The sequence below is a fragment of the Paraburkholderia sp. SG-MS1 genome (assembly GCF_012275575.1).
Lineage (GTDB): Bacteria > Pseudomonadota > Gammaproteobacteria > Burkholderiales > Burkholderiaceae > Paraburkholderia.
The window spans coordinates 12,137-32,973 of record NZ_NPIH01000008.1 but is presented as its reverse complement, the minus strand read 5'-3'; the positions used below and the strand labels follow the sequence as shown (position 1 = coordinate 32,973).

At 54.7% G+C, this 20,837-nt stretch carries 13 protein-coding genes; 6 read left to right on the top strand and 7 right to left on the bottom strand.

What is annotated here, in order from left to right:
- Nucleotides 1-117 precede the first annotated feature (117 nt).
- The 4 genes from CIC12_RS00950 to CIC12_RS00935 are packed head-to-tail and all read left to right on the top strand — an operon-like array spanning nucleotide 118 to nucleotide 4,040.
- Nucleotides 118-1,269, top strand: a complete 1,152-nt coding sequence (locus CIC12_RS00950) for a hypothetical protein (RefSeq protein ID WP_168661303.1) — start codon at nucleotides 118-120, stop codon at nucleotides 1,267-1,269.
- A gap of 11 nt (nucleotides 1,270-1,280) precedes the next feature.
- Nucleotides 1,281-2,072: an ABC transporter permease gene (locus CIC12_RS00945; RefSeq protein ID WP_168661301.1), complete on the top strand. Its 792-nt coding sequence runs from the start codon at nucleotides 1,281-1,283 to the stop codon at nucleotides 2,070-2,072.
- A complete protein-coding gene (locus CIC12_RS00940) occupies nucleotides 2,069-2,722 on the top strand; it encodes an ABC transporter ATP-binding protein (RefSeq protein WP_168661299.1) in 654 nt (217 codons plus the stop codon). Before CIC12_RS00945 ends, CIC12_RS00940 begins: the two co-directional genes overlap by 4 nt.
- A 22-nt stretch (nucleotides 2,723-2,744) precedes the next feature.
- The gene (locus CIC12_RS00935) at nucleotides 2,745-4,040 is read left to right on the top strand and encodes a glycosyltransferase family 4 protein (protein WP_238812280.1); all 1,296 of its coding nucleotides are present in this window, start codon (nucleotides 2,745-2,747) and stop codon (nucleotides 4,038-4,040) included.
- 1 nt (nucleotide 4,041) lies between these two features.
- Here CIC12_RS00935 and CIC12_RS00930 read toward each other — a convergent pair whose 3' ends face one another.
- From CIC12_RS00930 to cysC, 7 genes are all read right to left on the bottom strand, one after another.
- Nucleotides 4,042-5,163, bottom strand: coding sequence for a glycosyltransferase family 4 protein (locus tag CIC12_RS00930; protein ID WP_168661296.1), 1,122 nt, complete (start codon nucleotides 5,161-5,163; stop codon nucleotides 4,042-4,044).
- A gap of 157 nt (nucleotides 5,164-5,320) precedes the next feature.
- The gene (locus CIC12_RS00925; RefSeq protein WP_168661294.1) at nucleotides 5,321-6,976 is read right to left on the bottom strand and encodes a Wzt carbohydrate-binding domain-containing protein; all 1,656 of its coding nucleotides are present in this window, start codon (nucleotides 6,974-6,976) and stop codon (nucleotides 5,321-5,323) included.
- A 25-nt stretch (nucleotides 6,977-7,001) separates the two neighbouring features.
- The gene (gene gmd, locus CIC12_RS00920) at nucleotides 7,002-8,036 is read right to left on the bottom strand and encodes a GDP-mannose 4,6-dehydratase (protein WP_168661292.1); all 1,035 of its coding nucleotides are present in this window, start codon (nucleotides 8,034-8,036) and stop codon (nucleotides 7,002-7,004) included.
- A gap of 222 nt (nucleotides 8,037-8,258) precedes the next feature.
- The gene (locus CIC12_RS00915) at nucleotides 8,259-11,993 is read right to left on the bottom strand and encodes a glycosyltransferase (RefSeq protein ID WP_168661290.1); all 3,735 of its coding nucleotides are present in this window, start codon (nucleotides 11,991-11,993) and stop codon (nucleotides 8,259-8,261) included.
- A gap of 26 nt (nucleotides 11,994-12,019) precedes the next feature.
- Nucleotides 12,020-14,581: an FkbM family methyltransferase gene (locus CIC12_RS00910; RefSeq protein ID WP_168661288.1), complete on the bottom strand. Its 2,562-nt coding sequence runs from the start codon at nucleotides 14,579-14,581 to the stop codon at nucleotides 12,020-12,022.
- 449 nt (nucleotides 14,582-15,030) lie between these two features.
- The gene (locus tag CIC12_RS00905; protein WP_168661286.1) at nucleotides 15,031-16,197 is read right to left on the bottom strand and encodes a polysaccharide biosynthesis/export family protein; all 1,167 of its coding nucleotides are present in this window, start codon (nucleotides 16,195-16,197) and stop codon (nucleotides 15,031-15,033) included.
- 448 nt (nucleotides 16,198-16,645) lie between these two features.
- Complete coding sequence (gene cysC / locus CIC12_RS00900) at nucleotides 16,646-17,284, bottom strand: adenylyl-sulfate kinase (RefSeq protein WP_168661284.1); 639 nt, start codon at nucleotides 17,282-17,284, stop codon at nucleotides 16,646-16,648.
- Between the two features lie 320 nt (nucleotides 17,285-17,604).
- Between cysC and CIC12_RS00895 the strand changes: the two genes are divergently transcribed.
- Both CIC12_RS00895 and CIC12_RS00890 read left to right on the top strand, forming a co-directional pair.
- A complete protein-coding gene (locus CIC12_RS00895) occupies nucleotides 17,605-18,753 on the top strand; it encodes a glycosyltransferase (RefSeq protein ID WP_168661282.1) in 1,149 nt (382 codons plus the stop codon).
- The gene (locus tag CIC12_RS00890; RefSeq protein WP_168661280.1) at nucleotides 18,754-20,796 is read left to right on the top strand and encodes a capsular polysaccharide export protein, LipB/KpsS family; all 2,043 of its coding nucleotides are present in this window, start codon (nucleotides 18,754-18,756) and stop codon (nucleotides 20,794-20,796) included.
- Nucleotides 20,797-20,837 lie beyond the last annotated feature (41 nt).

Genomic DNA, 20,837 nt, shown 5'->3' with positions numbered 1-20,837 from the left:
CAAACGACGCCTGAATGGATTCTGGCCGTGTAAATCGCGGTCGCAGCCTCTCTTCCCTTCGATTTGCCCACCGGGCACTTGGGGAATTGAAAGCACTAATCAAAGTTGGATAAGACGTTGGAAACAGTATCTAGCAACACTGCGCTGCCGCCCTCGGGGAAGAAAAAAGGGCTGATCGAACGGATCAAGGGAGTCAATCGCCTATTCACGCTGACTGTCGTCGTGCCGACGGCCATCGCCGTCGTGTACTTCGGGCTAGTTGCGTCGGACATCTACATCTCCGAGTCGCGGTTCGTCGTGCGAAGCCCCCAACGACAAAGTCAGACGAGCGTGGTCGGCGCACTCTTGCAAGGCACGGGCTTCTCGCGTTCGCAGGACGACACCTATCCCGTGATCGACTACATTGAGTCGCGCGATGCGCTCAAAGAATTAAACCAGAACAATTACATTGCGGACGCATATGGAAATCATGGCGACTTCCTGAGCCACTTTCCGCGAAGCCTGGATGGCAGCTTCGAAGCATTGTGGAAATACTACAGCAAGCAAATCGTAAACGTGGAGCTCGATTCGACTTCCTCAATTACGACGCTGAAGGTTCGTAGCTATACGGCTGAAGACTCGGCCAAAATCAACGAGAAACTGCTTGAGTTAAGCGAGCGACTGATCAACCGGATGAACGCAAGGGCTGCCACAGACACGGTCCAGTTTGCACAAATCCAGGTCGACATCGCCGCGACCAAGGCCAAAGATGCCGCCGCCGCATTGGCAACCTATCGTAACTCATACACCGTTTTCGACCCAGAACGCCAGTCTGCACTTCAGTTGCAGCAGGTCACTGCGCTGCAAACCCAGTTGTTCGCAGCACAGACCGAGTTGATTCAACTACAATCAATCGCTCCGCAAAATCCGCAAATCCCTGTTCTCAGAACTAGCATCTCGACGCTTCAGAAACAGATCGAAACGGCAACTGGCGGGGTGACAGGCGGTAAGAATTCGCTGTCGAACAAAGCGGCTGCCTACGCTCGCCTGCAATTGGACTCGCAGTTCGCAGACAAACAATTGGCTTCGGCAATGAGCGCTCTCGAAAACGCGCGCGCTGAAGCTCAGCGCAAGCAGCTATACCTCGAAAGGCTTGTTCAACCGAACACACCTGACATCGCGATTGAGCCGAAACGACTCAAGTCCATTTTTGAAGTGTTCGCGCTAGGCATGATCGTTTGGGGCGTGTTGAGTCTGCTACTTGCGGGCGTGCGTGAACACCACGACTAGGATCGGAAACTGTGCACCACGACACTCCCTTCCTAAGATCACTGCAAATTCAAACGCGCGTCGTCGGCGCGCTTTTGATGCGCGAGATTCTGACTCGATACGGGCGACATAACGTCGGGTTCTTATGGATCTTTTTTGAGCCGATGATGTTTACGTTGGGGGTCCTCGCGTTATGGACCGCCACAAAAGCAACGCATGGCTCGACTCTTCCGATTACATCATTCGCCGTGACGGGTTACTCATCCGTTCTGCTTTGGCGTAATTGCGCCAACCGTTGCGCCTTGGCGATTCTGCCTAATCAGGCGCTGCTTTATCACCGCAATGTGCGTGTGATCGACTTGTTCATGGCACGGGTACTGTTGGAAATCGCTGGGGCAACGATGTCCTTCGTGTTTTTGACCGTGGTTTTCGTTACTGTCGGACTAATGAAACCTCCGCAGGACATCACACTCGTGATTGCTGCGTGGATTTACCTTGCAATTTTCGGCAGTTCTCTCGGATTTGCTATTGGTGCGCTAAGCGAACGAAGCGAAACCGTTGAACGTGTCTGGCACACTATCGCCTATCTGCTCTTCCCGCTCTCCGGCGCCCTTTTTATGGTCGACTGGCTGCCCGAAAAGTTCCAACCGATCGTCCTACTTCTGCCAATGGTCCACGGCACGGAGATGCTTCGGGGTGGCTACTTCGGTTCATTGGTCAGGCCGCACTACGACATCGGCTACATGATCGCGTGCGACCTCATTTTGATGTTTATCGGTTTATTTCTCGTCAAAGACGCTAGCAAGCGAGTCGAACCGGAATGATCGAGCTCCAGAAAGTTTGCAAGGAATATCAAACCCGTCAAGGCCGGCGCAGGGTGTTGGATGAAGTCAATCTACGAGTCAACTCCGGCGAAAAAATCGGTATCCTTGGGCGTAACGGCGCCGGTAAATCGACAATGATCCGCATGATCAGCGGCGCAGAATTACCGACCTCAGGAAAGATCCGCCGCAACATGAGCGTGTCGTGGCCGCTCGCTTTCGGCGGCGCGTTCCAGGGCAGCCTGACCGGCATGGATAATCTTCGCTTTATTTGCCGCGTGTACGGTGCTGACGCAAAAGCCGCCGAACCTTTTGTTCAGGAGTTTTCCGAGCTCGGCTATTACCTGCGTGAACCGGTTAAAACTTATTCAGCCGGGATGCGTGCACGTTTGGCTTTTGCCATCTCGATGGCGATCGAATTCGACTGCTTCCTGATTGATGAAATTGTAGCGGTTGGTGACAGTCGTTTTCACGCCAAATGCCACCATGAGCTGTTTGAACGCCGCCGGGACAGGTCGCTGATCATTGTCAGTCACGACCCTGGCTATATCCGAGAACATTGCGACCGCGCCGCAGTGCTGGTCCAAGGCAAGCTGCACACGTTCGATCAGGTCCAGGATGCCTACACGTTCTACCAGGAAAGCGTGAATTGATGGTGCCCACTCTGCAAATCAATTGATCCAGCCAATCAAGACGCTTTGGGCAGGAGCGCTTCAGTTCGCCGCGATCTGGTGGCTGCCCCCACTCATAAAGAGCGCCCGGCGTACGGTCATGCGGGTGCGCCCCGCTGCTGCTCGATGCCCACGCCCCACTCGGCAACTGCTTGTCGATGTTTCGATTATCGCCTCACATGATGCCGGCACTGGTATCCAGCGCGTCGTCCGCTCGTTACTGCTGCAACTTCTGGAAGCTCCTCCGCCCGGGTTTGAAATTCGTCCCGTGCGAGGAACGAGAAACATCCCGTATCGTTACGCCGATCGCTACCTCGCATCGTTGACCTCATCCGCACCGACCGAGGAAGACGAAAGCGTTCAAGTATTCAATGGCGACATTTTCCTCGGACTCGATCTAACCAGCAGAATTGTACCCAGACGCCAATGCGATCTTTTCAAGTGGCGCGCGAAAGGCGTGCGCTGCGCATTCGTCGTGTACGACCTGCTCCCTTTACTGCATCAACACTGGTTTACACCGCGTGCGGCTCGTTCGTTTCGACACTGGCTATCCACGTTGGCCATACACGCCGATGCGCTGCTGTGTATATCGAGCTCCGTGTCCGAGCAGATGCAACACTGCCTGACACAACGCTTCCGCCTGACTGATGAGCGACCTGCCACCGGATGGTTTCACCTGGGTGCCGACCTTCCTATCGCATCCGCCGGCACGGTAACAAATACATTGCTTCGGACCAACCCGCATTCAGACGCTAGCGCGAGCCCCCAACTGGTGCTCATGGTCGGTACCATCGAACCGCGTAAAGGTCACGCGCAAGTGCTCGACGCATTCGAAATATTGTGGCAAAACGGGGCAGAAGACACGCTGATCATTGCCGGGCGACAAGGTTGGCAAGTGGAATCGCTCGTCGAACGCTTGACCCGCCACCCTGAGGCTGGCAAACGTCTGCGTTGGTTTTCCGATACCAGCGATTCACAACTCGCCCAGCTATATTCCGAATTAAATGGGCTTGTGATGGCTTCTGAAGCAGAAGGGTTCGGCCTTCCCCTAGTCGAGGCCGCCCAGTACGGGATGCCATTGTTTGCGCGCGACCTTGCAGTGTTTCGTGAGGTGGCAAGCGAGCACGCGACCTATTTCACCGCGAACAATGGCGAAGACCTTGCCCCTCAATTGGCTCATTGGTTAGAGCAGCTACGCAGCGGCACAGCACCGTTCAGTCACGCCATGAAGTCGTTGACATGGTCGGCAAGCGCCGAACAATTAAAGGTTCTGATCGCGGATCTTGACCGGGCCAACTAACTTAGGCAAAGCGGCGGTATAACTGGAGCGTTTGCTCTGCGCAACGCTTCCAGGTCAATTTCCGAGCAACTTGCAAGCCTTGCGACACTGCAGCCTGACGCCATGCATCGTCGCAAAGAACCTGCTCAATGCCATCGCGCAGCAATTCATGATTGTCGGGCTCTACAAGCCAAGCAGAACCGCGCGCAACCTCTGGCAGCGAAGATGAATTTGAGGTCAAGGTCGGCACACCGCTCGCCATCGCTTCTAGCACTGGAAGGCCGAATCCCTCATAGACCGACGGATAAAGAAATGCTCTAGCGCCTGAGTAAAGCGTAGGCAGAAACGACTCGTCAACAAAACCCATGTATCGAAGCCAGCCTTCCCGCTCACCTTGCGCAATCTGCTCGCGCAATCGGTCGTTCAACCAACCCGCACTGCCCGCCAGAACCAGTGGGAAACGGACGCGCACCGGCGCAGGCAAATCAAGGTAGGCGGCAAGCAGCCGATCGATTCGCTTGCGCGGCTCGAGTGTGGAAACGCACAACGAGTAGCCACCATAAACAAGACCATGCTGGTTAAGCGCAGTTGAAATCTCAGACGCTTCTCGGTGACAGAATTTCGCCTGGACGCCTAAGGCAATCGCAGTGATACGTTCGGGTGACCAACCAAAATAGTCGATAACTTCCCGGCGCGTCGCTTCAGAATCAGTAATTACATGATCAGCTCGCTCTAACGTCGACGAAAAGCCACTTTCGAAGTGTTTAATTCGAGCGACAGGGTGCGTCTCAGGGTACTTGAATACCGAAAGATCGTGCACAGTCACAATTCCGCTTTCCACCGACTGTGGCAAGAAGTAGTTGGGAGAATGGAACAGGTGCCCGCGCATTTCTCGCCGCAGGCGCCATTGCTGCCAGCGTTTCGGCGCGCGAAACACCCGGCGCTTCCGCTTTTTGCCAGGACCTCCTGAGCCTACTGGTTGTAAAAGCTCAGCAGGATCGTCCACCCATCGATCGGCGCAGAAAAAACGCATCGCGTCAAATTCATGCCGCGTATGCTGATAGTGAGTCGCCAACTCCAAGGCGTAACGACCAATGCCGGTGAGCGGAGGAACAAGCGCGTCTACCGCCAAGACTAATTTCATACAGGACTATCCGACATTTGACGCGCTTCTCCAGAGGAGAACACGAAAGAAACACGGGGATCGTATGCCGCGGACGTTACGCATTCGTCCGCGGAACACGGTGAATGCACCGCTGCATCGACATTAAGCGCACCAATACATTTATCTAGTGAGCGAGTCACACGTTTTGCGGTAGCTGATGTGCCTCAGCGAAACCCAATGGTTCAATCTGGATCGCTGAAATCCGTAGATCGCTTTTGCCGGTGACCCACACTCGAATCTCAAGGTCTGTACATGGCGCGTCGAGGGAAATGGGCAGCATGATCAGGGTACCGCTCTCATCGCAGTCGGGAAGTACACTCTCAGCGACCAGACCGTCGCCTTTATTGACTACCACGTCCACACGCGCACCAGCCGTACCCGCAAACCCAACACCTCCGCTAATCGTTATCTGGTAACGCCCCGCGGCTAAAGACGCATAGGGTCCAAAAACCAGACATCCTGCCTGGCAGGTGGAAACAATATCCTCTTCTACTCGCATACCAACCTGCGTAAGAAGTCGACGATCGCTGCCAGTATATGACTGAATATTCGAAGATCTACCGCCTTCTCTATACGCCTGTCCGACGATCGGCGTGAGGCTGATCCCTGACGGAAGATAAGAGTAGCCGGCAAAGGGCTGAGTAACCTGGTGGGAAACTTGAAACTCACACATCGAGTCTCGCCACGCTAGCTCTTCCAGCTTCTCCGGAAACTTCTCGGCAAACGCAAACCCCGCGGTGAACCTGCCGGCAGGCAGTTCAGCGACGACATGGTAGCTTACCCGATACTTGCCAATCAGTAGCGGCTGGTACGTCTCTCCCAACAACGTACTGTTAATACCAAACGCCCATTGCCGATCACCATCGAATATATGAATACCCATCTCGATCTGGCTAACTTCTCGGGAAATGGAGAATTCAACATCGAACGTCATCAACTGGCCATGACGGATCTCCGCGCCCTCGCGAAGCGAAGCCGAAAGAATAGTGAGCGCCGGGGTCGTTACCGAACGCTCCCGCACCGGGTCATACCTTTGCCAGACAGATACAGCGGGTAGTTTCTCTTCCGCTTCCTCATTCCGTGCGACGGAAGAGGCCTTCCACTTCGAAATTTCCGAATAGAACTGTAAGTCCAACTGATTCAATTCAACGATACGATTGCGCAGCGCCGACGTTATCTGCTCGACGGCGGGTCGCTTTTGCGTGACGTTAACGCGGGAGAGGCCCGTTGGCGCGGCCAAGCCAATCAACTTAGCCACGTCTCGCAGAAACAATGGCATGTCTTCATAAATTCCTATCACGTCATACTGCCGGATCGCGGCGAGAGCACGCTCGACCCTCCCATCGCCACAGTTCTCGCTGATTCCACCCATACGGCAAAAATGCTCTACATAGGCATTCGAAATTGAACCGGCGAGAGTGTCAGACAGTTCAATCCCGTCGCTTTCAAGAAAGCGCTTCGCCGCTGGGAACAGCTCGGGGAGCTGCGATTCATCGTGGTTATTCACCAAAAAATATAGCCACGAAACAATCCGATCCACGGGCTCCCGGAGCAGAGTCATGTACTGATAACGCGGGTCCAGACTCTCTCCGTCGCCGAAGTGCACGTGCGCGCTTATGACCGAATATAAGCCGCCATGCTTCCGAATCAGGTCCTGATGGTTCCCGATCAAATTTGGCGTCACGCATCCAGCGCCAAGCGCCTTCACCAACCAGTCATTGATAGCCTGACCTGCAGTTTTTGCCAGATGGTCAAAAATCACACGGCCGGGAAAGACGTTTTTTAAATTCATAAACGCGCAGCACTCTCGCCAATCTTTAGAACGATGAATTCGTCTGGTTACGTCGGATATCTGCAGCCACCATCATCGAGCACAGTTCTTCCAGCGTGGTTTTCGGTTCCCAGCCGAGTTCTCTCTTTGCTTTCTCCGGGTTGCCGATCAACAACTCGACCTCAGCAGGCCGGTAAAACTTCTTGTTCACGCGAACCAGCGTCTTTTTGCTTTCTCGATCGATTGCAATCTCGTTTTCCGCCGTGCCCTCCCAGAGCAGATCAAAGCCGGCTGCCTTTGCCGCCATGCTGACGAAGTCGCGTACAGTTTCAGTGCGGTTTGTCGCCAGCACATATGTATCCGGCTTGTCCGCCTGGAGCATCCGCCACATACCTTCAACGTATTCCTTGGCGAACCCCCAATCGCGCTTGGCGTCCATATTCCCCAGTTCAAGCACATCCAGTTGACCCACGCGAATCTTTGCCATGCTGTCAGTGATCTTTCGGGTGACGAATTCTCGACCACGCAACGGCGACTCGTGATTGAACAGAATCCCGCTACTCGCGAAGATATCGTAGCTTTCACGATAGTTGATCGTCATCCAGTGTGCGTACAACTTGGCGACGCCATACGGGCTACGCGGATAGAAAGGCGTCGATTCGACTTGCGGAATCGCTTGGACTTTTCCGAACATCTCCGACGTACTGGCCTGGTAAAAGCGAATCGACGGATTGACGATTCGAATTGCCTCAAGCAGATTCACTGCACCAACGCCCGTAATCTCAGCAGTCGTAACCGGCTGGTCGAACGACACGCCAACAAAGCTCTGTGCCGCGAGGTTGTAAACCTCATCGGCGCCCGTGCTCTGCAAGAGTCGAATACTCGCGCCCAAATCCGTGAGGTCGTATTCAACAAGGTGCAGGTCAGGATGCTTATCAATACCCAACTCACCAATTCGCCAGAAGTTGACCGAACTCGTCCGACGGTAGGTACCGTATACGACATAGCCTTTCACCAAGAGGAGTTCGGCGAGATAAGCACCATCTTGCCCCGTAATGCCCGTAATAATCGCTTTTTTCATGATTTCTTCACTCTAAGACAAATGTATAACCTGGCGCGAAGATGCTGCCCGAGGATGAGAACACCCGACTACCGGACAGCCGACACCATTAATGACCTTTCCCGAGGTACTCTACATAGGCGCAAAGCCGAACGATATTGAAGCGCATCTAGTACAAGAAAAAGTCAGTTCCCATGCTATATCACATCTCACACTGGCCAAGATGTCCAATGAACCTCAAGGCTACTCTTTAATATCTTCTTCCGACAGGATCACCAATTTCCGAACAGACATTTCGGACTCGCTGGACACCCAAACACGGATTTCCACTTGAGACGGTTCATCCAGGAACACGTCCATTGACGCAAGCTGTGCATCGTCCCTCGCTTCGGAAAGCATCTGCATAGCCAACTGCTTGGCACCCGAATTAATGATCGCCTCCACGAAGGCAGTCGGTGTACCCGCATTCGCGATCTGACCGTAGAGATCCACCCGATATTTACCCGCAGGTAGATCGACGTACGGTCCGTGCAAGAGGAAGCCAGTGGTTCCAGTCGACTTCATCTGTCTTCCGTCGCGCTTTCCGCATTGGGTAAGCAAGCGAGGATGAGAACCCACATAAGACGAAGAATGGCTCTTTCGGCTTACTTTGATCACCTTCTTCCGTGCGCGTTGGACGGTAGTATTTATACCGTTACCTCTCGCCAACACACTTGCATATAGCTTTATCGAGTTGATCGCCGACTTTCTTGAACTGAAGTTACGAATTTGTCTTTCTGCACCAGCGGAAAGTCGATTCCGCAGATCAAGATCGAGAAGCAGACGAGTCACGCACTTCGCCAACGCTGACGGATCCTCTCCCTCAAACAACAACCCACACTCATTGTCCGCAACAACTTCGGGCACAGCGCCGGCATTCGCTGCGATGACTGGTGCTCCGTGAACAAAAGCTTCCAGCGGCACGAGTCCAAACGATTCGTAGCGCGATGGAAAAACAACGCAATAAGCCGCATGAAGCAACTTGTCCCGAGTGGCGTCATCAACTTCGCCAACGAAATGGACTCGTTTAGCGATTCTTTCGGCGAGACCAGATTTAGACGGCGTCGACCAACCCTCTCCATCTTTACCGGCAAGGATTAGATGCGCATCTGGATCCGCGACCAGGAATTCATTTGCAGCGGCAAGGAGAACATCACAGCCCTTCCGCCTCTCAAGTCTGCCGACAAATAGAACAAGCTTTGCGTCCTTCGGGAAAGTCAAGGACTGGCCGTTGATCTGCTTTAACTCTGAGTATTCGCTCCAGACATCAAAGGACGGCCAATACGCAATGCCGCAGTAAGACTTTTCCCAACGGATATCCCGCTTTAAATTATGCTCTGCCTCGATAGTGCGGGCGATGGATTCACTAATTGGCACTACCGCATCAGCATTTTCGATGAGCTTTCTTTCCGATGCCTCGAAGAACCGGCTTTCCTGCTCCGGCATCGACCAACCATTAATTCGGGAGGCCACTGGAAATGGCGTCACCAACCTCAGAACCAAAGGCGGACGCTGCTTACGCGGCAACAGTGATAACGCTAGAGCCTCACTGTCCCAAAGCGCCGAGTCGACGATGTCAATTGGACTTTCAGCATGAATCTTCGAAATTGCATGAAGAGCACTGACCGACCAGTTTGCATTATTGGTAAAGCCTGAAGCGCCAACTGAGTTAGCGACTGCAGCATGGACCGGCTCGTAATGGACCGAAAATCGCCCCTGACGATAGGTCGATTTAAAATCGCCGGGCACCACCACGGTGACGTGATGCCCCATCAAAAGAAGCTCACTTGCCAGATGGTAGTACAACGTACCGATACCACCGCCCGGTACAAAAGGCGGGAACTCCTTGGTAACGATACAGATGTGCAGCGAAGCAATGTCACGACCAACCACAGGATAGCGAGGTGCGCTTGCGTAAACACGGAACGATCCTGGCGCCGCGGCCAATTCGCGAGTCTTGGGGAATGCCTCGGCATCAATCAGACCTTGCCGAGTCCCCTCGTGTATAGCCTTGATAAACTCATCACACTCCGCTCGCGAAAGCTCGCCAACCTTGCAGCCCATTTCGAGCGCAGCAATGCGCTCCTCCTGCATCCGGCGATTCACGTACTCGGTCAACGCCTGCCCGGTCAGGCCGGAGTAGGCTGAGATGAAATACGCCGTATTCTTGCAAATGGAAAACCAGTTGAACTTATATTTTCCCCCACGATTGTCGCTTTTTGCGAATTCGTGACGCAGGTAGAGATCAGGCGCATAGCCCACGATATGACCTTGGACTTGCAGCCTGAAACTGATTTCCGATTCGTCCAGAAAATAGTCGAATTGCTCGTCGAAGCCCCGCACCTTGCGAACAATATCCGCGCGGAAACACGTGTTCGTGCCGAGCATCGAGCGCTCCCAGCCGTCCCTGCCGATGTCCTCCGAGTCGATATTGACTCTGGCGATAGCGAGTCGATTGATCCCGATATCTTCCGCCTGAAACTTAAGCGTTCCCGAATAGTAGGCAGGGCCGCCGATAGCAGCATGAGTCAACGGCCGCTCGTTAAATTCGCGAAGGAGCGTGTCGATCCAGTCATCAAAGGGAATAGCGTCATCGTCAATGAAGGCGATCAGGTCGCCATCAGACAACTCAATCCCCATGTTCCGGGAGATAGAAAGATTTCTTGCCGGATTATTGGCGAATTTGATTCGCCCTTTGTAGTTGTCAATAACGGCTTGGGTGTCGTCCGTCGAAGGACCGTTGATGACGACAACTTCAAAATTCTGGTTGCTCTGACAATTTAGATAGTCGAGACAACGTTCGAGCAGGTCGCTTCGGTTATAGGTGCAGATGACAACCGACACTGTCGAGAAACGGAATCGGTCCGGCAAAACCTGGCGCAGTGCGTCGGCCAGTAACTTGTTGACCGCGTCACTTGAAAAACGCTTTGCGTTGCGCTGCTGCTCAACGATCGCATTCTTATAGTAATCTTCATTGCACAACAGCTGCTCAATCAGGGGCACCATCTCCGCCGGAGAGTCAGCGAGGAGCGGACCTTCACCCAAGGTTTCGCCGACGGCGCTACTACGCAGCGCTACGACCGGAAGACTATAATGAGCCGCCTCGATCAGAGGCACGCCAAAGCCTTCGTGCTCGCTCATCGACACATAGACCGAAGCGCGCGCAAGATATGCTTCCACTTCGGAGTCGGACAACTTTCCCGTCAACACGACAAAATCAGAAAGATCAAGCTTCTTGATAAGCCGCTGCAGCTCCCGATAATACGGATCGGCCGGGTTGTGGTTTCCGACGATATAAAGCCTGCTCGCGCAGCGTTTGTCCTTCGCACGAGCTTTCGCGAATAGTTTGACAAGATTGAGGTGGCCTTTATTGGCCGCAATTCGCCCGAGAAATAGCCATGAGCCGAGTTCCCGATGTGCGTAGCCTCGTTGTACCGTATCGGCAGGCTGCTTTCCCACAATGATTGGCACGAGAGAACAATTCTCGGGATTTGCACCCAGTTCGATCAGTTCTTCGAGGTTATAAGTACTATCGCCCCAGAAATAGTGGAAATCACGGACCACTTCGTGCAACTGCTCCCGCCCTTTCAGGCAGAAGTTATACAAGTCTGTTTCGGGTTGAAAGAAAGTGTGTGGAGTTATGTTGTGGTACACACAGATCTTCGTGCAACGCAAATCCTGGACGTAAGGGAGCATGTGATCCGAATAACCCGCATAATGCAGGATAACAATATCCTCATCAGTCGGATTCAGCTCGCTTAAATCCTGCCGGAAACTGGCAACATCCTGGTGATGCCATTGGGAATATATCGACGTGTCTATCCCCATCTCCTTGAGCATATTACCCAAGGCGATCACCTGATTCGAAACAGCATCACCGTAATCTAGCGCCTCAACCGTCTGAAAAACTCGGCCCCGGAAATTTGTATTAAGCAACATATATATAGATTCTTGAGTATTTAACTTCAGCAACTCTCAGCAAGCTGCTGCGCTTCTTGTGAGTTAGCAAGCGCGAGAGCCAATTGTCCAATCACGTCATCAGGCGTGCCGGCCCTAAGGACAATGGCTTCCGTCAATATTGAATGCGCTTGCGGCCTCACTTCAGCAACAGCCTCCACTTGCGATACGACAGCCGAAGGCAAATGCTGTACCGGCGTTGGAAGACTGGCTCGCATTCCAGCCTCAATCGCCTTTTTAATCTCATCCATACTCCGATCCAGTTGCGAAAAACGCAACTCGGACTGTTGGCCAAGCACGAATATTTGCTGCTCCACTGATCGCAGTCTGTTTTCAAACTGGGTATTACGCTCGACTGATGCAAAGATTCTGACAAAGCTGCCCAATACTGGCAGTTGAGCGAGCTTCTGCCATTTCAATGCTCGACGCAACCCTGGGAGTTGAACACCCATCATGCGAGCTTCCTCGGAGGCACACAGCTGACCGAGAATCTGAATTTTCGGCACCCCAGCGCGAAGTCGGCCCAGATAATAGCTTCCCCCTTCAGAGTCGGGCTTCCGCTTCAGGAGCGTCAGGTATGCAGACTCTACAAATTGGTAATCTTGACATTGCAGCAATGCATTGAAGTTCTCGAATGCGTTTGATCGGAGCAACGGAGTCGTTACGGTGAGGTGGTCGCTTTTCATGCTGAATGCTTCACGATTGGAACTACTCAAGGTGTCAGCCTGCGGACTAGCCTCGGAAAGGCTAGTCGATGCAGAGGATGCAAACTCAACTATCTGCTTGTGCGCCGTCTCACTTTTAGAACCGGCGCCGGAATCGGATGGCTTACCGAACCAATGCGCAACTGCTCGCAACGGAGCCGTGATTCGCCAGGATATTGCATTACGCATGGCAGCTAGTTCAATTTCGAGTGACGCCATGGCATCACGGAGTTGTCGGCTTGCCTCGAGCTCTGCATTCAGTTGCTCATCGAACTGACGCCTGACATTCGCGAAGTTCGAAATACTGTCTTGGATCGATTGCTGCGCAGCTTGCAACTGCTGATTATGCGCCTCGGCCTGCTGAAGATGCTCACGCTGCAGCATCTTCACTTCTTCATTATGGCGGCTGGCCTGCTCCGCCTTATCCAGAGCTGCGTCCTGTTGAAAATGAAGAAGTTGAGCAATCGCTTCCTTCTCACGGTTCAACTGGCGCCGCAGTTCGGTTTCCAATTCCTGTCGAGATTGACTGATTTCGTCAACATGTTCTCGCTCACGCTGAGACTGTCCTTTCTGCAGGCAGTGCAAGTCAGCCTTCACTGCATCCAGGCGATCTGTGAGGGAACTCTCCCGCTCTGCTTGACGGCGCTCCAGCAAACGAACCTGCATCTCATGCTCGCACGCCTGCTCGGTCATCTCTCGCAATGCCTTTTGCTGAGTTGCCAACAGTTGTGCGCCAATCTCTCGCTCACGCATTGCCAGATTTTGCAGCAGATCTTCTACCCGGCTGGCGTGCTCTGCCTTTTCTCCTACTGCCTGCTCGTGCATGGCCAATAGTTGTGCAGCAAACTCCTGCTCACGCTGCGCAAACGTGCGCAACATGGTTTCCACCTGTTGACGGGCCATGCCAGTTTGTTCGTTCAGCACCCTTTCCCGCTTAACCGCTTCTCCGAGCAAAGTCCGAACCTCTCCTTGCTCAGCAAGCAACTGTTGATTGACGGCCTGCTCGCGCTGAATTAGCTTGCGCTCGCTCTCGGCGTGCGATTTCCCTGCCGAAGCGATATTCGCTGTAAGAAGCTCAATCTCGCGAGATGTGGCGGCTTTTACCTGTTCAATCTGCGCAAGTACCGCACTGACTTTCTCGTTGCAACGATCTTCAATACGGTCATGAAAGGTCGCGCTAGCGGTGCCATTAAGTACGAATCGATCGAAAATATTCGGAGGGATCTGGAAAGCCGACTTAAGTTCAGGATGCGAATCCGAAACGTAAAAGCGATTTACCCCATCAAAATAAGTCAGCGAATATCCATAGGAGAGGAGTTGCGCCTCCCATTTTTCGTGCGTTTCGATTCGGGAAAGCGGCAGGATACTTTCAACAACCACGATCCATGGGCGCACAGTTGACGCCCCCCAACCGGACAACACCTGAGCCTCGAGTCCTTCTACGTCTATCTTTAGCCAATGTACCTCGGCGTCCCCGACCATATCAAATACCGATGACAACGGGATGCAAGGCACAGTAATTTCACGCCCTTCGAAGCCTCGATCGCGATGTTGCGCGGCTATCGTAGCGTCGGCAGTTGATATCCCCGTTCCCGGAATTTCAAAGAACTGGAGGACGGCTTGCTCGCTTCCAACAGCTGCCTGAATAACGGTGTCGCCTGGCCGCTGTTGCCTCAGAAGTTCAGCGTAGTGGGGAGTCGGCTCAACGTGAACGCCTCGCCAGCCGTGCTCATGAAATGCGAGGCTTACAGAATCCACGATCGGATCCTGCGCCCCGATATCGATGTATAAACCACGCTCGATACCAGCCAGCGCACGCCACAACATGACATCTTCGAAATTCTGAGCGTACGAAATGATACTCACGTTATAACCTCCGCCTCAGAAATGAACACACTTGTCCGCGTAGCAATTGCAAAAAAATGAGGTGCAACCCTCCGCGACTAATCAGAAAGTCATTCGTATTGCACTGCGCCGGCTGTCCAGGGGAACTGCACTGTCGCTGTGAAATAGGACTGTCGATTGACGGAAATTCCATAAACGGTTAAATGCCATTCGCAATATTGGATAGGGTCGACGGACTTTTAACACCACAAGGGAAAGATGAGATCTGACGGCTCCCCCTGAAGCGAGGACCAAGAGAAATGACTTCTTCAAGGTCGCTGCGACCGGAATGTTACGACCGGCGAATTGAAAGGCCACCACAATACAGACGCGACTACATGCTTGGGATCAACCAGGAAACCATTGCCGAGCCTTAAGCCACGCTTTTGCGGGCGCAACATCGTGCACCCGCAGCACCTCAAACAATGCGCCTACCTAAACGTCTGAACCCCCGTAATAACCGGATACGCGACCGAGAACACCACATTCAGAAACTTCTGCACCTCTGCGATCGGCGCATTCGACACATAGAGCAAATCCTTGTTATCCATCATAAAGCTCTGCGCAACAAAGAATGAGTTCGGGTCACGCAAATTCACCCGATAGACCACCGGTATTTTCCCGTCCGCTGTCGTGCGAACAGGAGATGATGGCCACGGCAAAGCCTTCGCGTCTTCGAGACGGAAAATGAACACGCCTTGTGCATCCGAGCGGGAATCCTGAAGACCGCCCGCACGCGCTAGTGCTTGTGCGAGCGTAATGCCCTGCGCCTCGAAATTGATCTCTTCGTTTTTGCCAGTCGCGCCCAGAGACATAAAACTGAACGGCTGGAAGAGCGCCGTTACAACGTCACCGGCATGCAATGGAACGTTCTGGTGTGGATCTCGAATGACTGTTTCAAGAGGAAGCGAAGCCACCGTGTCGCCACGCGTGACCTGAATTGTTATCTTATCTACAGGTTGTTTGACGCCACCAGCAGCGGCCAACGCATCCAGAAGGCGCTCTCCGCGAGCAGTCAACGGCATCCGGTTGCTGCTTGCCACATCACCTACAACTGTTACGTACGAGGTCGCGTTGCGCGAGAGCTTCACCAGAACTTGCGGATCGTGTGCGATGTTCTTGAGGCGGGCGGTTATATCCCGCTGCAACTCAATCGGCGTACGCCCCGCCGCTTTCAGTTCACCCGCGAACGGCACATTGATGTTGCCGGTCCCATCGATCGTCTGATCAGGCAGCACCGTCACGCGCGCATTGCTAGTGCCCCCCTTCGAATCCAGTTGCGCAGCACCAAACAAGGTAGCCGGGGGCGCCTCCCAAATCGAAACTTCGATTGTGTCGCCCACGCCGAGCTGTTGCTGAAATGAGGTGCCGTTACCCAGCGTGCTGGCAAAGTTACCAATGCTGCGCTCGGCAAAAAGCTTGCGCGCAACATCATCGGTTACATCCACAATCTGGATGCCTTGGGGATTTGCGGGAGCGGCGGCATTGCTCACCTGAGCACTGCTGGGCCCAGAAGTAGGAATACTCGAACAAGCGCCAAGCGAGAGAACGCCCAAGGCAACAGCGCTTAAAACAAGACGACGAGACAGACGCGACATTTATTGCAAGACTCGGTAAGTAATAAGAGTTTGGCGCGAATTGTCTCACGCTGACGGAGACAAATGGCGGCAACTGACAAAAAATCCACGCTTCCAATTGTAGAAATTTGCCTTGAACACAATCATTGTGTGTGCCGCCTCAAGAGAAACGGGCGTTGCTCCTCGTCAATGACAGGTGGTGATTCTGCAAACCTCACAAGATCCAATAGCCGGAAATGCGATCCAGCAAGAAACACTGGTTACTGCAGGCTCGCGCTCCTCGGCAATTCTTACCCAACCAGACTCGCCTTCTGCGAGCACGCTGAAAGCACGTCCTGCAGTCAAAGAAGATACGCAATTAACCACCCAGAAATCAGCATGGATGCCACGAAATACTTACGGCAGCAAACGCTGCCGCACTAGCGCCGCCAACAACGGGCAATGCTCTTTTACCGTTCGTTTTCGGCCTCTACGCGCAGAGTCGAGGTGCAATTTCCTCAGTCGCATCGACCCTCAACGACCCGATCGCCAAAAAAATGCGCTGCAGTGTTTCGCCGGGCTCGAGCTCAGCAGTGTTCAAATACAACTCCGGATCTACCGGCGCCTCGTAAGGCGAATCAATCCCCGTAAACTTCATTAACAAGCCTTCGCGCGCCTTCTTATAAAGCCCTTTCGTATCGCGCGCCTCCACAACCTCAAGGGGCGCATCCACATGGATCTCGAAGAACTGCCCACTCCCGAACAGCGCTCTGGCCGCATCCCGGTCAGTACGGAACGGGGAAATGAACGACGCGATCACGATTAGCCCGGCATCGACCATCAGCCGTGCAACTTCCGCGGCACGTCGGATACTTTCGCGGCGACTTGCATCGGAGAAGTCCAGGTCGTTGTTCAATCCGAGGCGCAAGTTATCACCGTCGAGTAGCACGGTATGCAGACCACAGATATGCAATTCTCTATCGAGCATGCGTGCAAGCGTTGACTTTCCTGCCCCCGACATGCCCGTAAACCAGATGACCAAAGGGCGCTGCGACTTTATCGACGCACGGCTCGACGCCGAAATCAAGGCTGCGCTAGGAACCACAGGGCCGGGATAACTTGTTTCCATCACTCTCAAATTCGTTTAGCAGCAGCCATCTACAACGCATATTCGAGGACACTCGCCTGTTCGACACGGGTGTCAACGAGACTTAAGCATCACGGAAAAATGCAGACCGAACACGCGACTAAAAACCGAAAAACGCAATCACTTCACAAACGCGCAAAGCGCCCACCAAGCAGCGAGCGAAGACAGTATTGTTACAAAACGCAACAACGGATTCTCTCACGCACTCGGGTAAAATGGCGCGCTGTAAAAAAAAAGCCACACTTTCAAGACTGAAAACGTCTGTGCGATAACAGACAAAAAAGAACCGCAACACATCACTTGTGCCAACTCTTTTCCTTGACGTCACACGCCTCCTGACGCGCCTTTACGACGGTCTCCTGCCCACGGGCGTCGATCGCGTCGGCCTCGCCTACATTGAAAAGTACGGCTCAAAAGCGCGCGCGGTACTCAGCGAGCGCGGATTTTCCACCGTTTTAACTGAACAAGATTCGCAGCAAACGTTTGCATGGCTTCTTTCATCAACATGCAATAAAAATGCGATCCGCGCTTTAGTCGTCCGTGCTTGCCTTAATCGACTGCGAGAAACAAGACTCAACGGAGTTCTGTTGCACACAAGTCACAACGGCATGGAATTCGGTCGCTACTACAGCGCAATGGCCAAACGCCAGATTCGCCCTGTATTCATGGTCCACGATTTAATTCCGTTGACTCATGCCGAATATTGCCGCCCCAACGTCGACGCAACGCATCGCCTTCGGATGCACACAGCGCTAAAGCAAGCGAGCGGGCTGATCATGAACTCGCAGGCCACGCTCGACTCGCTAGCCGACGAAGCACGGCGCGCCAATCTTCCGCTGCCGCCGACCGTCGTCGCGCGCCTGGCCTCTGGCGTCACGCCGCGCCCTCTCGCCCCACGTCCGCTTCCTGAACCCTATTTCGTCATGCTCGGCACCATCGAGCCGCGCAAGAACCACTGGTTCATCCTGCATGTATGGCGGCGTCTGGTAGAACAACTGGGAACGGCTGCACCGAAACTCGTGGTAATCGGCCGACGCGGCTGGGAATGCGAAAACGTCATCGACATGCTGGAGCGTTGCGAATCGCTAAAAGGCGTCGTCATCGAAGAAGCACACTGCTCCGACGAGCAACTCCATGCGTATTTACAGCACGCTCAAGCACTGCTGTTTCCGTCGTTCGTCGAAGGCTACGGCATGCCGCTCGCCGAAGCGCTCGCGCTGAAAGTGCCCGTGCTCGCAAGCGATCTCGACGTTTTTCACGAAATCGCCGACGATATTCCCGACTATCTCGATCCGCTTGACGGCCCCGGCTGGCTCGCGCGAATTCAGGCCTACACTCGCGCGGACAGCCCCGAACGCGCCGCTCAAGTGACCCGTATCGAACGGTTTCGTGAACCCACCTGGACGGAGCATTTTGAACACGTCGATGGCTTTCTCGAGACGCTGCGCTAAATGACACAGAACGTTACCGGGCGGCAAGCTCCGACAGGCCTCGCAATCAACCTGCGCAGCATCACACGCGGATCGCGCCTGCTTTGCGGCCTTGCTGGTGGGCGTTCTGAACATCTGTGGATCGATCGCTGGCACGGGCGCATCGCATTGCGCTTCGCGCGCCTGAGCGGCAAGTGCGTCAATGCTGCTTGGCCCGGCCCGGTCTGGTCGCGTGGACCGGCAGGCACGCCATTGCTATCGTGGTTCTCGGTTCCGGTTGCCGATGCTGGTGCGGACGCGTTTGCAACCGCACTCAATTCGGCGCTCATCTCCGCGCAAGAGAACGAGGACAATTCCGGCGCTTCGGCAGAGATCGAGCGCTCGATGCAGCGGTTCGCACAGGGTCGCGCTTCGACGCTACGTCAATCGTCCGCACTTTGCCCGGCTGCATTGCTTGAGCCACGACGCGCGACTCGCGTCATGTTGATCGACGAGCGAGTGCGCTCGCAGGGTATCGGCGCGAGCGCAACACGTCACACGCCGCAAGCCTTCATGCGGATGCTGCAGGCCGCACGTGCAGCCCAGCCACAGGCCGAATTCTGGATCGCCCGATCTGACGACGCCGGCAGCGGGCGCTGGCTCTCAGCATCCATCAACCATGACGCTCTGGCCAACGCGCGTCGCCTCGACAAGCACGAGTCGTTATGCGCGGCCCTGCTTCATGTCGATCACGTCTACACGTTGCGCGCATCGGAAGGCATGCACGCGCTATTGGCGGGCGTGCCTGTGCATGTTTTCGGCACGCCGTATTACGCGGGCTGGGGACTCACGCACGACAACCAGCCCTTCCCCAACCGCACCGCTCGTCCCTCGCTTGCCACGCTATTCGACGTAGTTTTCCTGCGGTTCGCGCGCTATCTGAATCCGGTCACTCACACCCGTGGCACGCTCGACGATCTGCTCGATAGCATCGACTTGCAGTACGCCGTCAGGCAGCGCTTCGCCGATCTGCAAGCCGTGACGGGTATTCGCTTCCAGTGGTGGAAACGCCCTTTTGCGACGCCGTATATCAGCGCAGGCGGCTGCGTGCCCCTGCGTTGGACCCAGCATCCGCAATCAGTACAAGCGGACGAATGCGCAGTATTGTGGGGCGCCCGCAGTTCGGACGGTCTCGCGTCACGTGTGCGCCGCGTCAGAATCGAAGACGGCTTCTTTCATTCAACGGGCCTCGGCTCCGACATGATCGCGCCACGCAGTCAGGTCATCGACCGTCGCGGCCTCTACTTCGACGCGAGCCAACCAAGCGATCTCAGCGTGCTGCTCAACGAAACCGAGTTCAGTCCCGCTGAATTGGCACGCGCGGCGGCGTTGCGCGAGCGGGTCGTCACTCTCGGCGTCACCAAGTACAACCTCGGCCGCCGACGCCCCACGTGGACTGCGCCGGCCGGCAAGCAAGTGGTGCTGGTTCCGGGCCAGGTCGCCGACGACGCCTCCATTCGCCTTGGCACCCGCGCGATCGGAACGGCGGACGCGTTGCTACGTGAAGTGCGCAGGCTGCGACCGGATGCCTTCGTCGTCTACAAGCCGCATCCCGATGTGCTGTCTGGCAATCGCAATGGCCTGGTCGACGCGCAGCAACTTGCAGACGTGGTCGATACGGAAGCGGACTTGCTGTCCCTCGTCGACGCATCGGACGAAGTTCACACGCTGTCGTCGCTGGCAGGTTTTGATGCGTTGTTACGCGGCAAGAACGTCTTTACGTATGGCCTGCCGTTCTACGCAGGCTGGGGACTGACGAATGACGCGCTCGCCCCAGTACCGTGGCGGCATCGCACATTGACGCTGGACATGTTGTGCGCGGGCGCGCTGCTGCGCTATCCGCTCTATTGGGACTGGAAAACGCGCCTCTTCACGACGCCGGAAGCCGTGGTGGAGCAACTCGCACCGCAAGCCGCACGTCCGCTTGAAAAGGTCCGCGGGAATCGGATGCGGCCTCTGTTGAAGGCTTTTCGCTGGAGCCGCAACGCGGTTCGTCACTTGATCTGGCAGTACCGTCAGCCATAAACATCGCTCGACGAGCCTGCGCTTTTGGTCTCATTGACCAC

Coding starts and splice junctions, on each gene's coding strand:
- cysC (WP_168661284.1), bottom strand. CDS start 17,284: ATGGAAACAAGTTATCCCGGCCCTGTGGTTCCTAGCGCAGCCTTGATT.
- CIC12_RS00930 (WP_168661296.1), bottom strand. CDS start 5,163: ATGAAATTAGTCTTGGCGGTAGACGCGCTTGTTCCTCCGCTCACCGGC.
- CIC12_RS00925 (WP_168661294.1), bottom strand. CDS start 6,976: ATGAATTTAAAAAACGTCTTTCCCGGCCGTGTGATTTTTGACCATCTG.
- CIC12_RS00890 (WP_168661280.1), top strand. CDS start 18,754: ATGACACAGAACGTTACCGGGCGGCAAGCTCCGACAGGCCTCGCAATC.
- CIC12_RS00905 (WP_168661286.1), bottom strand. CDS start 16,197: ATGTCGCGTCTGTCTCGTCGTCTTGTTTTAAGCGCTGTTGCCTTGGGC.
- gmd (WP_168661292.1), bottom strand. CDS start 8,036: ATGAAAAAAGCGATTATTACGGGCATTACGGGGCAAGATGGTGCTTAT.
- CIC12_RS00915 (WP_168661290.1), bottom strand. CDS start 11,993: ATGTTGCTTAATACAAATTTCCGGGGCCGAGTTTTTCAGACGGTTGAG.
- CIC12_RS00940 (WP_168661299.1), top strand. CDS start 2,069: ATGATCGAGCTCCAGAAAGTTTGCAAGGAATATCAAACCCGTCAAGGC.